At 67.1% G+C, this 14,001-nt stretch carries 16 protein-coding genes; 7 read left to right on the top strand and 9 right to left on the bottom strand.

Features of this window, described 5'->3' with window-relative positions:
- Positions 1-8: 8 nt before the first annotated feature.
- From DFQ14_RS01395 to yczR, 3 genes are all read right to left on the bottom strand, one after another.
- Positions 9-362, bottom strand: coding sequence for a hypothetical protein (locus tag DFQ14_RS01395; protein ID WP_246195734.1), 354 nt, complete (start codon positions 360-362; stop codon positions 9-11).
- 133 nt (positions 363-495) lie between these two features.
- Complete coding sequence (locus DFQ14_RS01400; RefSeq protein ID WP_246195735.1) at positions 496-1,080, bottom strand: RNA polymerase sigma factor; 585 nt, start codon at positions 1,078-1,080, stop codon at positions 496-498.
- 790 nt (positions 1,081-1,870) lie between these two features.
- Positions 1,871-3,316 carry a MocR-like transcription factor YczR gene (gene yczR / locus DFQ14_RS01410; protein ID WP_114451178.1) on the bottom strand — a complete coding sequence of 482 codons (1,446 nt, stop codon included), beginning with the start codon at positions 3,314-3,316 and terminating at the stop codon, positions 1,871-1,873.
- Positions 3,317-3,377: 61 nt separating this feature from the next.
- On the opposite strand from yczR, the gene yczE reads away from it, so the two are divergent.
- The 5 genes from yczE to DFQ14_RS01435 all read left to right on the top strand — a co-directional run bounded on the left by yczE (position 3,378) and on the right by DFQ14_RS01435 (position 7,457).
- Positions 3,378-4,019 (top strand): membrane protein YczE, encoded by a 642-nt coding sequence (yczE, locus tag DFQ14_RS01415; protein ID WP_114451179.1) that lies wholly within the window; start codon positions 3,378-3,380, stop codon positions 4,017-4,019.
- Between the two features lie 7 nt (positions 4,020-4,026).
- Positions 4,027-4,863, top strand: a complete 837-nt coding sequence (locus DFQ14_RS01420) for a hypothetical protein (RefSeq protein WP_114451180.1) — start codon at positions 4,027-4,029, stop codon at positions 4,861-4,863.
- 58 nt (positions 4,864-4,921) lie between these two features.
- The gene (gene corA, locus DFQ14_RS01425) at positions 4,922-5,950 is read left to right on the top strand and encodes a magnesium/cobalt transporter CorA (protein WP_246195736.1); all 1,029 of its coding nucleotides are present in this window, start codon (positions 4,922-4,924) and stop codon (positions 5,948-5,950) included.
- Positions 5,951-6,335: 385 nt separating this feature from the next.
- Entirely contained in the window at positions 6,336-6,584 is a 249-nt protein-coding gene (locus tag DFQ14_RS01430; RefSeq protein WP_246195766.1) for a hypothetical protein, read from the top strand.
- 432 nt (positions 6,585-7,016) lie between these two features.
- Entirely contained in the window at positions 7,017-7,457 is a 441-nt protein-coding gene (locus DFQ14_RS01435; RefSeq protein WP_114451182.1) for an acyl-CoA thioesterase, read from the top strand.
- 141 nt (positions 7,458-7,598) lie between these two features.
- Here DFQ14_RS01435 and DFQ14_RS01440 read toward each other — a convergent pair whose 3' ends face one another.
- Positions 7,599-7,889, bottom strand: coding sequence for a hypothetical protein (locus tag DFQ14_RS01440; protein WP_141921377.1), 291 nt, complete (start codon positions 7,887-7,889; stop codon positions 7,599-7,601).
- Between the two features lie 298 nt (positions 7,890-8,187).
- Here DFQ14_RS01440 and DFQ14_RS21980 point away from each other — a divergent pair, with 298 nt between their 5' ends.
- Positions 8,188-8,892 (top strand): hypothetical protein, encoded by a 705-nt coding sequence (locus tag DFQ14_RS21980; RefSeq protein WP_170206371.1) that lies wholly within the window; start codon positions 8,188-8,190, stop codon positions 8,890-8,892.
- Here DFQ14_RS21980 and DFQ14_RS01450 read toward each other — a convergent pair.
- From DFQ14_RS01450 to DFQ14_RS01470, 4 genes are all read right to left on the bottom strand, one after another.
- Positions 8,889-9,467: a dihydrofolate reductase family protein gene (locus DFQ14_RS01450; RefSeq protein ID WP_114451184.1), complete on the bottom strand. Its 579-nt coding sequence runs from the start codon at positions 9,465-9,467 to the stop codon at positions 8,889-8,891. The genes DFQ14_RS21980 and DFQ14_RS01450 overlap by 4 nt on opposite strands.
- Before the next feature lie 170 nt (positions 9,468-9,637).
- Entirely contained in the window at positions 9,638-10,162 is a 525-nt protein-coding gene (locus DFQ14_RS01455) for a GNAT family N-acetyltransferase (RefSeq protein WP_114451521.1), read from the bottom strand.
- A 352-nt stretch (positions 10,163-10,514) separates the two neighbouring features.
- Positions 10,515-10,706, bottom strand: coding sequence for a hypothetical protein (locus DFQ14_RS01465; protein WP_114451186.1), 192 nt, complete (start codon positions 10,704-10,706; stop codon positions 10,515-10,517).
- Between the two features lie 41 nt (positions 10,707-10,747).
- Positions 10,748-11,587, bottom strand: coding sequence for an amidohydrolase family protein (locus DFQ14_RS01470; RefSeq protein ID WP_114451187.1), 840 nt, complete (start codon positions 11,585-11,587; stop codon positions 10,748-10,750).
- A 192-nt stretch (positions 11,588-11,779) separates the two neighbouring features.
- Between DFQ14_RS01470 and DFQ14_RS01475 the strand changes: the two genes are divergently transcribed.
- Positions 11,780-12,646, top strand: a complete 867-nt coding sequence (locus DFQ14_RS01475; protein WP_114451188.1) for an NAD(P)-binding domain-containing protein — start codon at positions 11,780-11,782, stop codon at positions 12,644-12,646.
- A 686-nt stretch (positions 12,647-13,332) separates the two neighbouring features.
- Here the strand turns inward: DFQ14_RS01475 and DFQ14_RS01480 are convergent.
- The gene (locus DFQ14_RS01480; protein ID WP_114451189.1) at positions 13,333-13,923 is read right to left on the bottom strand and encodes a TetR/AcrR family transcriptional regulator; all 591 of its coding nucleotides are present in this window, start codon (positions 13,921-13,923) and stop codon (positions 13,333-13,335) included.
- Positions 13,924-14,001 lie beyond the last annotated feature (78 nt).

The raw sequence follows: 14,001 nt of genomic DNA on the forward strand, positions 1-14,001 counted from the left end.
GCCGGTGCTCAACAGACCAGCCAATCGGCGACGGCGCAGCCGGACCGCGCGGTTCGCAGTACCACGCTCAGCGGGCCGGCGGGGACATCCTCGACGCGAAACCCACCATGCGAGTCCAACTCGCCGACGCACTGCCCCTCCGGATGGCGCAGCACCACCTCCCCGGTGGGCACGGTCTGACCCGCGCGGCTGATCACCATCCCGCAGGCGCGGAACATGCCGGGCACGGTCGAGACGAGGTCGAGCTCGACGAGGCGGCCGGGCAGCACGAAGGTGAGCTCTCTCGTCTCCCTGCCCGCGGGCCGGCAGCGCAGGGCACCGGATGCGGGGGCTTGGGCCGAATCACTGACCAGTTCCAGCACGGCGGTATCGGGGGTGCTGTCGCCACGAACCCGTTCCGGCGCCCGTACGCACCGGTCATCACGTGTTCCGGAGCGGGATCGCGGGTGTGGAACAGCTCTCGCAACACCAGCAGCTCCGGAGGCAACGTCTCGCTCATCCGGCTGCCTCCTCCGGCATCCCCAGTGCGGTCATGCTGTTGCGCAGCGCCGTGAGGCACCGGCTCTTCTTCGGGCCGATACTTCCGCGCGCCATCCCCAAGGCAGCGCCGACCTGGGCGTAGCTGGCTTCGGGGGCGACCGCCACCACACGCAGCAATTGCTGGCAACGTTGGGACAGTTCCGCGAACGCCTGCCCGAGCCTGCCCGCGGCCACCGTGCGCATCACCGTGCTCTCCGGCCCCTCGGAGCCGTCGGGCATGTCCGCCAGGAGATGGTCCATCGCGGCCGGCGATTCACGTCTGCGTGCCTTGATCACCCGGAGAGCCTCTCGGCGGGCGGTGGTGACCAGCCAGCCGGGCAGTGCGTTCGGCTCACGCACCCGCCCCAGGTTCTCGGTCAGCAGCAGCCAGGTGGCCTGACAGACGTCTTCCGCGTCGACGCGATTGGCCGAGTACGCCCGGGCGGTGCCCCACACCAGGCCGCCGTGGCGGTCGACCAGCTCGCGCCAGGCCCGATCGTCCCCCGCGGACGCCCTGGCCAGCAGAGTGGTCATCTCACCGGCGTCACCGATCTCGTGCACTACCCACACACCTCCGTCTCCTGCCGACCCCGACCCGTCCGGTCGGGCCTTGTACGGATTGAGAGAGGGCGGGAGGGGACCCGGATTCACATCGAGCGCGATGATCCCTCGAATGGACGAAAGACTCGGGTGTTCCTACTCAGGGCGTGATCGAAACCCGTGAGGAAATCTGCCGGTCACATCGGTGGGTTCTCGCACATCGCCGCGATTCTCGGGGAGGCGGTGCAACACCGGTGAACACGTCCGACGCATGGTGAATACCGCATGCATCGGTCTCTGCCTCGCCGCTCCGGCAGGCGGGACCGGCGCAGCGCACCACAGCTTTCACACGTCCGGGTGAGGCTGGTGGCGGGGCCTCCGGAGCCACGCCGTGTTCTTCGCGGATCCGTAGGACACTGCTGGCAAGCCCCGTTCGGCAACACAGCTCCGATCCGCCGTCTGCGCCCGGCCGGGTCGGATGGGGCACCACTTCCACGATCCGACGATGTCGGTGCCCCGGCCCCGGTGTCGCAATGCCCCTGCGACACCGGGGTCACCTCGGTGAGAGCCACCCACCGGCACGACGAGGGGCCGTGCCGGCGGGTGGCTCCTCAGAGCCCGTCTTGGGACTTGGTCAGGTGGTTGTTGAACCGCCGTCTCAGGCGGCGCCTTGCGGCGTTGCAGGCCACATCGAGTAGCCACCTACACCACATGGCCAACTGCCTTGCAATGCATCCGCCTGAAACGCCGGAGCGGGTCACCCTGCCCAGGCTGATCATTCGAGCGAAAGAACCAGACCAAAGACAGACACTCAGGTGACCGGTTCCTGCCAGGGGTCGACGACTCCCGTGTCGTGCACGGCCTCCCACGCGAGCGCGAGTTTCGACACGGCCGCTCGCAACCGTTCGACCGGCAGCGTGTACGGCAGGCGCGCATACCGCTCGAGCGCACCGCGCGCGGCGAACCGCGCGCCCGGAGCCAACCGGACCCCGTGCTGCTCGGCGGCCACGGCAAGCCTGCTGCCGACCGGCCGTCCCAAGTCGCACCACAGCGACAGGCCTCCATCCGGCACCCGGAACTTCCACTGCGGACACATCTCCCGAACTGCGGCGACGAGCCCGTCACGACGTTCGACCAACTCGGCGCGTCTCGAGCGCAGGAGGGAATCGGCACCGTCGAGGATCTCGGAGAGCACGAGTTGCTCGAACACCGGACTGCCGAGGTCCACGGCCGCCCTGCCGTGAACCAGGCGCTGCACGAACTCCTCCGGGGCGCGGATCCAGCCGAGCCGCAGGCCACCCCAGAACGACTTGCTCGCCGAGCCGACGGTGATCACCTGGTTCTCCGCGAACCCGGCCATCGGCGGCGGAACCCCGTCCGAGGACAGGTCGATGTCGACCAGCGTCTCGTCCACGACCGCGGTGGTGCGGGTACGGCGCAGCGCTGCGGCGATTCGCCCGCGCACCGGGCCGCTCATCAGCGCCCCGGTCGGGTTCTGGAAGTCGGGGACGAGGTAGGCCATCCGGGGCGAGCCCTGGGACAGGGTCGCCTCGACCAGCTCCGGGTCCCAACCTCCGTCGGCCATCGGCACCGGCAGCGGGGTCGCATGGACCGCCCGGATGGCCTCCAGCGCGTTCGGATAGGTGGGATGCTCGACCAGCACCCGCTCACCCGGGGACACCAGCAGGCGCAATGCCAGCGCGAATGCGTGCTGCGCCCCGTTGGTGATCAGTATCTGCTGCTCTCCCGTCGGCAACCCGCGCCGGGTGAAGCGCTCGGCGATCCGCTCCCGCAGTGCCGGCAGCCCGTGCAACTGGTAGCCGTGCCCGGTGGCCTGCTCGGCGAACCGGGCACGCGCAGCGTCGACGGCATTGGTGAGTTCGGGAACAGGGCCCGGGATGGCCTGCGCGAAATTGATGGTCTCCCCGTCCTCGGGCGGGAACCACCCGCCGGTAGCGGCCGCACTGCGCCCTTCCGGAAGGGTCACCCACGATCCGGCACCACGCCGGCTGGCGACGAAGCCGTCCTCGCGGAGACTTTCCAGCGCGCTCGCGACCAGGGTCCGGCTGGCGCCGAGGACGTCCGCGAACTCGCGCTCGGCGGGAAGCCGCGTCCCCGGAGCCAACCGCCCGTCCAGAATCAACTGGCGTAGCGCGCTGTGCAGGGCTCCCGAGGACGGGCGCTGCCCCGCCGACCAGGTCCCGAGGAGCTGTGCCAGCTTGTGGCCTCTCACTCGTACCGATTCGGACTGCACCATCAGTCCAATACTTCCAGATTGGCTCTCGAAGAAAAAGCCAATTCGGGATAGAAACAACCGCATGGGCTCGACTGCGACGAAGGTGGACCTCTCACCCCTCCCGATCACCATGCGCCCCACCTCCCGGTTGGTGCAGCTTCTCGGGGGACTGGTGCTGTTCGGCACGAGCATGGCTCTGATGGTGCGGGCCGGGCTGGGACTGTCGCCCTGGGACGTCCTGCACGAGGGTCTGGCGACACACCTGGGCTGGAGTTTCGGCAGCGTCACGGTCCTGACCGGCGGACTGGTGCTGCTGGCCTGGCTTCCGCTGCGGCAGCGCCCCGGGATCGGCACCGTGGCGAATGTCGTGGTCATCGCCATATCGGTCGATACCGCCCTGGCTTTGCTCCCGCCTCCGGACCCGCTCGCTGCACGGATCGCGCTGCTGATCACCGGGATCGCACTCAACGCGCTGGCCACCGCCGTCTACGTCGGCGCGCGACTGGGGCCGGGGCCGCGCGACGGCTTGATGACCGGGCTGCACGAGCGAACAGGGGCCTCGATCCGGCTGGTACGCACCGGAATCGAGATTTCCGTCCTGGCCGCGGGCTGGTCGCTCGGCGGCACGGTCGGGATCGGCACGGTGCTGTTCGCCGTCGCGATCGGCCCCTTGACCCAGCTGGCGCTGCCCGCCGTGGCGGTACGCGGCCCGCGACGCCGATAATCGACCCATGCCGAGCGTCGAAGTCGCCGAGCAGGCGGGCACCGAGCACAGCGAGGACGTCGTGCTCACCCTGCCGAATGCCGTGGCGCTGCTCGACGGCGCGACCTCACTGCGACCGACCGCCTGCACCGGTGGTTGGTATGCGGGCGAGCTCGCCGCAGCGCTGCGTCCCCGGCTCACCGCGCGCACCGATCCGGGAGGCCGCGCCCACACGCGGGCCGACCTCGCCGATCTGCTGGCCGAGGCCATCGCGGAAGTCGCCACAACGCACGGCCTTCAACCCGGCCACGCCCCCTCCAGCACCGTCGCTGTGCTGCGTTGGGACGCAAGCACCGTCGAGGCGCTCGTCCTGGCCGACAGCCCGATCGTGGTGCTCACCGACTCCGGCGAGCATCCGGTCACCGACAACAGGCTGACCGAGCTGCGTTCCGAAGGCCGGGGCGGCTACCGCGAGCGGTTGCGCTCCGGCGGCGGATTCGGGCAGGAACACGACGAGGAACTGCGAGCAGCGGTGGATGCAACCGGCCGGTGGCGCAATGTCGAGGGAGGATTCTGGGTGGCCGAAGCCGAGCCGCGTGCCGCACACCGGGCCGTCCGTGCCTCCTGGTCGCGTGCCCGTGTGCGCGCCGCGGTCCTGGCCAGTGATGGGGTCTCCTGTGGAGTGGACGACTACGGGATCTACCGGAACTGGTCGGCGCTGTACGAACACGCAAACGACAACGGCACCCATGCCGTACTCGATCGGGTCCGGGCCGCCGAGGAATCGGATCCGGACGGCCGCCGGTGGCCGCGTCCGAAGCGACACGACGACCAGGCGTTGGCCCTGGTGCGGTTCCGACCCTGATCCCGCGTCACGGGATGCGACGTTCCGATCGGCCCCGGATCCCGGAGAATGGTTCGCCATGGTGATGGTCGACAGCGCGATCTATGCGAGCGGTCTGCGCGAGCACGACTGCGACACGCTCGCAGCGACATATCGCCACCTCCGTTCGGGACCGTCACGCCCGGACAGGTTCTCCTGGATCGGGCTGCTCCGGCCGGACGAGGAGGAGGTTGCCTCGATCACCGAGGAGTTCGAGTTGCACCCGCTCGCGGTCGAGGACGCCGTCGTCGCACATCAGCGCCCCAAAGTGGAGCATTACGACGACATCCTGTTCATGGTGCTGCGCCCGGCGCGCTACCTCGATGAGCAGGAGGACGTCGAGATCGGCGAGATCCACGTCTTCGTCGGGCCGGATTTCGTCATCACGGTGCGACATGCCGAGAAACCCGATCTCGCACCCGTGCGGCAACGACTGGAGCAGGATCCCGCTCTTCTCGGACACGGCCCCGAGTCGGTGCTGTACGCACTGCTGGACCGCGTGGTCGACGATCTCGTCCCGGTCGAGCGAGGGCTGCAGAACGACCTCGACGAGATCGAGAGCGAGGTCTTCGGTGGCGAACCCGCCGTGTCGGCACGCATCTACCGGCTGTCCCGGGAAGTCATCGAGTTCCAGCGTGCGAGCCGCCCCCTGCTGGAGCTGCTGGATACGCTGGAGACGCACTTCACCCGCCGCGAGGTCGACGTGGAACTGCTGCGCAACCTGCGCGACGTACGCGATCACGCCTCCGACGTGGTCGAACGCGTGGAATCACATCGGCAGCTGCTGTCCGGCATCCTCACCGTCAACGCGTCCCTGCACGCGCAACGCCAGAACGAGCAGGCGGCACGGCTCACCGAGACCAGTCTGACGCAGAACGAGGACATGAAACGGATCTCGTCCTGGGCAGCGATCCTGTTCACCCCGACAGTGGTGGGCACCGTCTACGGGATGAACTTCACCCGCATGCCCGAACTGGACTGGGCTTTCGGATACCCGATGGCACTGGGACTCATGGTGATCGTCGCGGTGGCCCTGTACGTGGTGTTTCGACGGCGCGGATGGCTTTAACCCGAACGGGCGAGTTGATCGGAAAAGTAGCCACACCTAGAGACATCAGCGGTACCTCCTAGTAACCTTTCGGGCGGTCCACCTGACCCCCAGGGGTGGACTTGGCGCCCCCGCACTCCCGGTGACCCCCAGGCCGGTCGAGCGCGGGGGCGCCCCCACTTCGACGGGGAAACGCAGGCCCCGGTGCCAGGAAGGCGGAGTTCCTCCTGCGCTCCGGTCCGTGCCGCGGGTACACAGTGCACACCTGCCCCCCTACATCCCACAGCGGGACACCGGAGGAACAAATGCTCGCCCGATCGGGTGGCATGGGGAACGGAACGGCGTGGTAACTGGTCAGTATGTATACAGGAGCACCGTAAAACCCGGGGAGGCACGACCCGTGAACATGCACGTCCAGATCGAACTGTTCGGGGGGCCCGAGGACGGTCGCGAGATCACCCTGCCGATCGGAGCGGAAGGATCCCCCCTCTCGCCACTGCCGGTGCCGTCACCGCGCGGTGATGCGGAGCCCGCGGCGGAGGGCTCCCAGGAGGTGGCGTGGTACCAGAGGGACCACCGCAAGGGGCGGGATCTGTGGGTGTACAAGTATGCGAACTCGCACTCGGTCCAGCCCGAAAATCACGTGACCCACTGACTCCGGCGAGCCCACCGGGCCGGATCGATCGCGACCGACCCGGTGGGGCACGCACGCTGAAAGCCCCGGAAAAGCCCGGGTACATCCGGTGGGCCTGTGCGTGCGAGGGCGCCTCTTCGAAGGCGTCGAGCTCACAGCAGCAGATTGAGTGCGACCGTGAGCAGGACCGACAGCAGGATGGACAGCAGGATCATGGTCAGGCACCCGGCCCCGCCGCCGAGAGGTCTGATCTCCGTATTGCCGATGCGCATGGCAATGCGGTACCCGAGGCCGATCGCAGCAAACAACTCGCCCGGCGCGACACCACCTGTCCGCGTCGGCCCGGCTGCACACCCGCTCGTGCCGGCAGCGCGGTACGGAACAGCACAGCCAGGGCCTCAGGGGGCGGCGGCGGCCTGAGGCCCCCGATCCGGCCGGCGGTACGTTCGCGGCATGACGGACTCTCCCGAACCGGTCGCCTCTCCCGAACCGGCCGCGCGGATGCCTCTGCGCGTGCGCTACCACGAGTGCGACCCGCAGGGGGTGGTGTTCAACGCGCACTACCTCGCGTACGCGGACATGGCCAGCTTCGAATACTTGAAGGCGCTGTTCGGGTCGCACACCGAGCTCGTGGAGCGCGGCGTCGATCTGGTGGTTGCCGAATCGAACGTGCGCTACCTCGCCGCCTGCCGCTTCGACGACGAGCTCGCCGTGGCGGTCTTCACCCAGCGAATCGGCACCACCTCGCTCGTCCTGCGCTTCGAGATCCGGCGGGGCGCGGAGTTGGTCACCGAGATCACCAACCGCTACGCGTGGGTCGATACGCAGACTCTGCGACCGGCGCCGCCGCCGGACGACGTCCGCGAGACGCTCACGCGGTCCGTGCCGTCGTAGCAGGGCTCCACCTCCTCGACGAGCCTTACCCACCCGGCCGCTCGAGCAGGCGGTTCACCTTCGTCCGCGAGCTGCACGGATGGCCGCGGGCTGATCCCGGCTGGGCCGTAGGTATCGGAGCCGGTCGCTGCAGCGGTGTTTTCAATAGCCGCTCGCAGTCATGATCAGCACCAGCAAGGAGACCAACCCGCGGGCGGCACCCGCACCGATTCCGACGACAGCCGTCCAGTCGACGCGGTATTCCGTCCTGGTAGACATCGACACGGCACCGCAGACGATCGCTCCCAGGGCGACGAGCCAGCTTGCGGCTGGAATCACCCAGCTGACCAGCCCAAGAGCCAATGAGATCGGTCCGAGCCATGCTTGTTTGCCGGGACGGTTCTCGGCCGGAAGTTCTCGTGCCGTGCCCATGGTCTTGTCCGTCTCCCTCACCGGTCAGCACCTGTAAGACCAGCCGGCGCCAGCGCCGAACGAGACGTCTCCATCCCGCTGTCCCTGCCGCCTCACTGCCGGGGCTATCGGGGGCAACCCGCGCACCACCGCTCACGCTACCGGCACCGGCCTGCCCACGGGATGCACGTTCATCAGCCGGAACACCCGTGTGAGTGTGCGGTCTCGGTAGATACTTGACATCCCGGTCTCAGGTGATGGTCGGCAGTGGCCGTGATTGGCTTTGCTGTCGCGCGTCGTTCGCCGGCGCCGTTGCGCACCGGTCTGGTAGACACAGTGTGTGTCGCTGACTTTCCGCTCGGACGTGTCGCCGGCCAACTGGATCGTCGACAGCGCATTGCCGTGGCAGCGGCTGGTCGGGTTCGGGCCCTCCGGCTTCGCGGGCTACGCACGGCTGCGGTATCTGCCCGATCCAGCCTACGAAGGCCCGAGTGAGAACCACGCCGACGTCGACGACGACTGGCTGGACAGTGACCACATGACCACGTTGCTGCAGGTACTGGCCTCGCATACGACGACACCCGACAACTGCTACTTCTGCGTCTGGGAAGGCTTCAGCGACAGCGGGAAGAAGACCCTCCCTTTCGAACCAGGCGAGATGCCCGAGGTCTACCGCGATCCCGACTTCCCCCCGGCAAGCATGCCGCCACCCACGTCACCTGCACGGCCTGCGCAGTACCCGGGGCCGCGATCGGTACCGCCAGGACCACAGGTCGTCGTTCCGAACCGTGCCTACTTTCTCTTTCACGGCCGGCTGGCCGATGGCCACAACTGGGACGACGCCGACTTGTGGGTGGGACAGACCCGGCTGGACGCGCCCGTACCTGCGTTCGTCTGGCCTGCCGATCATGCCTGGTGCGTTGCCAGTGACGTCGATCCGCACTGGGCCGGGATCGGCGCGGACACGCACGTCATCGAACAGCTCGTCAACGACGCACGCCTCGACGTGGTCTGCGCCGACCCGGACGCCGAGCAGCCCTTCTAGTCTCCGACGCCGGGCGGCCCGTCGAGCACCGTGGGAACGTACTCGAGCAACTGGAGCCGACCGTCGAACGTGCGGCTGTCGACCAGGTCGAGGGTGATGTCGGGATACCCGTCGAAGATGCGATCCCTTCCGGTGGCGCCGGTGATGACCGGGAAGACGACCACGCGGAAGCGGTCCACCACGCCGGCTTCGAGCAGTGACCGGCACAGGCTGAGGCTGCCGATGGTGCGCAGAGGTCGCGAGTCGTGCCGCTTCATGCTCCGCACGGCTTCGACGGAGTCCCCGTCGACCAACTCGGTGTTGGCCCACGACAGCGGTGCCTCCAAAGTGGAGGAAAACACCACCTTGGGCATCGCTGTCAGTGCGGCGATGCCGGGATCGTCGGGTATCTCGGCGGCGACCTCGGACATCACCCGGTACGTCGTCGCACCCATGAGGGCAGTGTGCTCGTGCTCGGCTCCTTCCTTGAGCCAGGCGAAGTACTCAGGACCCTCCATGCCCCAGTAGCCGGGCCAGTCGTCCGCAGCCGCGTAACCGTCGAGTGAGATGATGAAGTCCACCATCAGGCTTGACATCGGGCTTCCCTTCTTTCTGCAGATCTGCTGTGCCAGTGATGACCGATGGCGGGACAAAAACTCATCTCTCGGGCGGCCGATCCAAGCAGCCATGCGGCCGCAACCGTGCTTCTCGTCCTCGGCGCCCCGACCGCCTGAACACCTACTTCTGGGAGTCGTGGCCGAGAATTTCACTGCGCGGTATCGCCCACCGGTCGTCCGACGAGGACGACGTCGTGGATCACGTCGCCTCCCAGGTCGGCCACCCCCGGCAGGCGCCCCCACTCCTGAAAGCCGTGGGACGAGAAGAGCCGGAGGCTGGCCGCGTTGGCGGCGAAGATCGTGGTGGCCAGGGTCCGCACCCCCAGCTTTGGAGCGTGCGCGACCGCCTCACCCAGTAGGTAGGTCCCCTGTCCTCGGCTGCGGTGGTCGGAGTGGAGGTACACGGCGACGTCGGCAGTCACGTCGTATCCGGGACGACCGTTGAGGAAGGGATCAAAGGTCAGATACCCGGTGACCGTCTGCGGGCGATCCGTCTCGTAGCCGACCCAGATGGGGCGGTGATCAGGACGTGACTCGTCGAACCACGCCTTCCGGGAGGCGACACTGACCGGTTCCAGGTCGCAGGTGCTCGCCTTCTCCAGGATCGCGGAGTTGTAGATGTCGACGATCGCGGGCAGGTCCTCACGAGTGGCGAGACGATGGCTGTAGGTCACGAGGCCCCTGCTCTGTTCCTTCATGCCGCCCCCGACGAACACGACAACATCTGCGGCTCTCCATGAGCACCAGCGAACAGCCAACAGATCGGAGTCACCGCGTGATCCTCAGTAGCGGGTTCCCGCTCATGAGCGAGGAATCCCACGCGATGATCGCGCATCCCAGTATCGACCCTGCCCGTTTTTTGCACGAGCACCTGTCCCAGGCGAGCCCGGACTTGTTGCGCCGCAGCTCCCGCGGGACCGTCGACGGATACCGATCCAGCCGAGCAGCGATCGTGCGCACCGATTCCTTTTCGAGCCCGACCCAGCGCGCTCTCCTCCCGCTCAGCAAAGGTCGAACAGCGTCCCGTTAGCCCGCGGCCACGTCGCGGGCGAACACCCTTCTGCCACGAGCTACCGCCGGTCCTCGCCCCCGGTGGGTTCCAGCTCCGGCCGCCGCGTCGATGATGAAGGCACCACGCTGCAGCGCCGCCCAGAAAACCTGCACCCGCTCCGGCACCATCCGCTCGGAAAGCATCACCATGATCAACAGTCCTGTCATGACCAGGTGTGTTACAACCACCGAATGAATCCGCGATTCCTCTATTGAGATTCCGTTGGTGATGTCGCGAGACCGAAGATGCGGGCGGCGTTGTCGTGCAGATACAGCTGGCGGGTTTCGGCGTTGAGGCCGAGGTCGTCGAGATCGGCCAGCGCGTGGTCGGGCTTGATCATGGGGTAGTTTGTGCCGAAGAGCACTTTGCAGCTACCGGTGCGAGTGTGCAGGAAGGCAATCAGCTCCTGCGGCAGCCGAGCACTGGTATAGGCCGAGGTGTCGATGTAGACATTGGCGTGCTTGCGTGCCAGCGCAATCATCTCCTCGGTCCAGGGATAGCCGACGTGGCCGCACACGATGGTCAGCTCGGGAAAGTCCAGCGCGACCTGGTCGATGTAGGGAATGGGCCGGCCGGTCTCGGAGGGCTGCAACGGTCCGGTGTGGCCGACCTGGGTGCAGAAGGGAACACCGAGTTCCACGCAAGCGGCATACAGAGGATAGTAGCGCCGGTCGGTCGGCGCCAGTTCCCACAGCCACGGCACCACCCGCAACCCGCGAAACCCGAGGTCAATGACGCAGCGGCGCAGCTCGCGCACGGCCTCCATGGGACGGGCCAGATCGACCGTGGCCAGCCCGGCAAAGCGATCGGGGCGTGCCGCCACCCACTCGACCACCTCGTCGTTGGAGATCAGAACATTGCCGTGCGGGCCTTGCCACGCGCTGAGCAGGCCGACATCGACCTGTGCCTGATCCATCACCGTCACCGTCGCCGCCAACGGAATCTCCTCGGCGGGGACCTCTTGGCCAGTCCACCGGCGCAGCGACGCGAACATCTCGTGCGCAAGAAACCGACGGGTCGGATGCTGCATCCACACATCGATCGTCATGCCCGTGAGTATCCCGCCACCTTCATCGCCGTCTCATCGGGTTCGCTTCAGGATCCCCTGCGTACGTACGACTGAGGTCCACAAGTGGTTCAGCGTCACGGAAATATCGCCAAGCCTTGACTTCATGTTTGCTTGAAGTTTTAGGTTCCAGTCCGGAAGGTAGAACCCCGAGTCAGAAGGTGGGGCACAGTCATGATCGAGAGCACTGGATCCGCTACAGCAGTAAGCATCCTCGGCACCGGCGCCATCGGTGGCAAGATCGCACAGACCATGCTCGCAGCCGGTACCACCGTGACTGTGTGGAACCGCACCCCAGAGCGGACCGACGCACTCGCCGCTCGAGGTTCGGCCCGCGCACCCTCAGCGGCTGAGGCAGTGGCCGCGAGCCCGCTGGTGCTCGTGTGCGTGACCGACTACGCGGCGGTGGATGCGGTACTCGAAGCCACCGCGGACACGATCGCAGGGCGGACGATCGTCGCGCTCACCACCGGTTCGCCCGCGGAAGCGCATCAAGCAGCCCACAAAGCCGAGCAAGCCGGAGCCGCCTATCTCGACGGCGGGGTCCAGACCGAGCCCGAGAACATCGGAAGCAACGCCGCCACATTCCTCTACAGCGGCCCGCGATCCGCCTTCGAGGAGCACCGCGCCACGCTCGAGACCCTCGGCTCGGCGCAGTATCTGGGAGCTGATCCCGCCGCCGCAGCCGTGCAGGACCTCACCCTGTTTGGGCTCTGGTACGACGCCCAAGTCGCCTATCTGCGAGCCCTGGAGACCATCCGCTCGACAGGCATCGATGTCGAGGACTTCGCCCCCTTGGCCGCCACCCAACTGGGACACGTCGTGCACGCCACCGCTGGCACCGCACACGAGGTCAAAACTAGGTCATTCCCGCGGGGACCCGCCGACCTGACCGAGCACGGCCCCGTGCTGGAGCAACTCATCGAGCTCCGACGCGGCCAGCATCTTGGCAATGGTGCTCTCGACCACATACACCATCTCGTCCAGCAACGCATCGAACTGGGCCATGGTCGCGAAGGACTCACCACCATAATCGAGTAACGCCCCGACAAGCAGGCACTGGCGTCTCACCGAGGGATCGGACCCAAACGAGAAAAACAGCGACCGGCTCTCTTGTCCGCGCACCCGAGAAAACCGAACGCTCATTGAGTCTTTCTGATCAGGTTGTCGGTTGTGGAAGGACCAGGTCGGCGTGGGTCGGATCTTCGACTGCAACCACTCGCCCTGTTCAAAGAGATCCACCGCGGCCAACTGTCGCTGCTCCTGCTCACGGGTATGCACCTCTGTCGGTTTCCCCGCCCATACCCCGACATAGCCTCACCGCATGCTCAGAAGGCATCAGTCAGACCCCGTGTGGACCGGTTTCCGGCGAGGGTGAAGCCCTGTGGTGCTCCTTCCGGGAAGTCTCCGTCGTCATCGGGCTCGCGCAGCAGTTGAGCTCGGACGACCAACCCGGCCTGACGCAGGGGTCCGACAACATGCTCCGGCTGCCGCCGGTAAAACTCGAGCGAGATTATTGCGAACGGCTGTTTCGGTGCGTACTACCGGAAAGGTATTCCCGATACCTGCCCTAACCAGCACCGATCCCTCGGCGCGACCCCTTTCCGGCGTCCCGCCCCTCTCGCGACGTCGCGCTGCAGGCTGCTGCTGAGCTGTCCGCTGCAACGTCAGCACCCCCCACGTCGTTTTCGATCTCGTGGAGCCCGTTCCGTGAGAGGAAGCGACGGCTATTGCGGGCTCGCCGAGTCCAGCCGCCGGAGTGCGGCTCGGCGAGCTCGGTGGAGGGGTTCGGTGCTGTGCCGCAGCGATGCGGTCACGGTGGCTCCTTCCAGCAGGAGGAACCACTCCTCCGCTGCCTCCGCCGGGTGGGTGCATCCGGCTTCGGCGGCGAATGCTTCGAGGGAACGCCGGATACCTTCCTTGTGGTCGTTGATGATGGCGTGGCCGGGATGCTCGGGAGCGGTGAGCTCGGTGGCGGCGTTGACGAAGCCGCACCCGCGGAAGCCGCCCGCCAGTGCCCAGGCCTGATACGCGTCGAACATCGCTCTCAAGCGGTCCGCCCCAGTCGTGCATCCGGCGAGGAACTCGTCGAACTCGGCCCACCACCGCTGGTCACGGGCGCGCAGGTGCGCTGCCACGAGCCCGTCCTTGGAACCGAAGTGGGCGTAGAGGGTGACCTTGGTGACCGCGGCTCGTTCGGCGATGGTGTTGACCCCTGTCGCTCGGATGCCGTGCTCGTAGAACAGCTGTGAAGCGGTGGTCAGGATGCGCTCCGCCGCCGAACGTGCATCGCCGGTCCGTCGTTGTGTTGCTGCCACCGCGGCTCTCCCCTGACATCGAGTCGAACTATACAAACCTGTATGTATAGTACTGCTCGGGAAGCCGAGCACCAACCG

Source organism: Halopolyspora algeriensis, assembly GCF_003337235.1.
GTDB classification, from domain to species: Bacteria; Actinomycetota; Actinomycetes; order Mycobacteriales; family Pseudonocardiaceae; genus Haloactinomyces; species Haloactinomyces algeriensis.

What these genes read in the sequence shown, in the direction of transcription:
- yczR (WP_114451178.1), bottom strand. Translation starts at nt 3,316, where the DNA reads ATGGTGCAGTCCGAATCGGTACGAGTGAGAGGCCACAAGCTGGCACAG.
- yczE (WP_114451179.1), top strand. Translation starts at nt 3,378, where the DNA reads ATGGGCTCGACTGCGACGAAGGTGGACCTCTCACCCCTCCCGATCACC.
- DFQ14_RS01420 (WP_114451180.1), top strand. Translation starts at nt 4,027, where the DNA reads ATGCCGAGCGTCGAAGTCGCCGAGCAGGCGGGCACCGAGCACAGCGAG.
- corA (WP_246195736.1), top strand. Translation starts at nt 4,922, where the DNA reads ATGGTGATGGTCGACAGCGCGATCTATGCGAGCGGTCTGCGCGAGCAC.
- DFQ14_RS01430 (WP_246195766.1), top strand. Translation starts at nt 6,336, where the DNA reads ATGCACGTCCAGATCGAACTGTTCGGGGGGCCCGAGGACGGTCGCGAG.
- DFQ14_RS01435 (WP_114451182.1), top strand. Translation starts at nt 7,017, where the DNA reads ATGACGGACTCTCCCGAACCGGTCGCCTCTCCCGAACCGGCCGCGCGG.
- DFQ14_RS01450 (WP_114451184.1), bottom strand. Translation starts at nt 9,467, where the DNA reads ATGTCAAGCCTGATGGTGGACTTCATCATCTCACTCGACGGTTACGCG.
- DFQ14_RS01465 (WP_114451186.1), bottom strand. Translation starts at nt 10,706, where the DNA reads ATGACAGGACTGTTGATCATGGTGATGCTTTCCGAGCGGATGGTGCCG.
- DFQ14_RS01470 (WP_114451187.1), bottom strand. Translation starts at nt 11,587, where the DNA reads ATGACGATCGATGTGTGGATGCAGCATCCGACCCGTCGGTTTCTTGCG.
- DFQ14_RS01475 (WP_114451188.1), top strand. Translation starts at nt 11,780, where the DNA reads ATGATCGAGAGCACTGGATCCGCTACAGCAGTAAGCATCCTCGGCACC.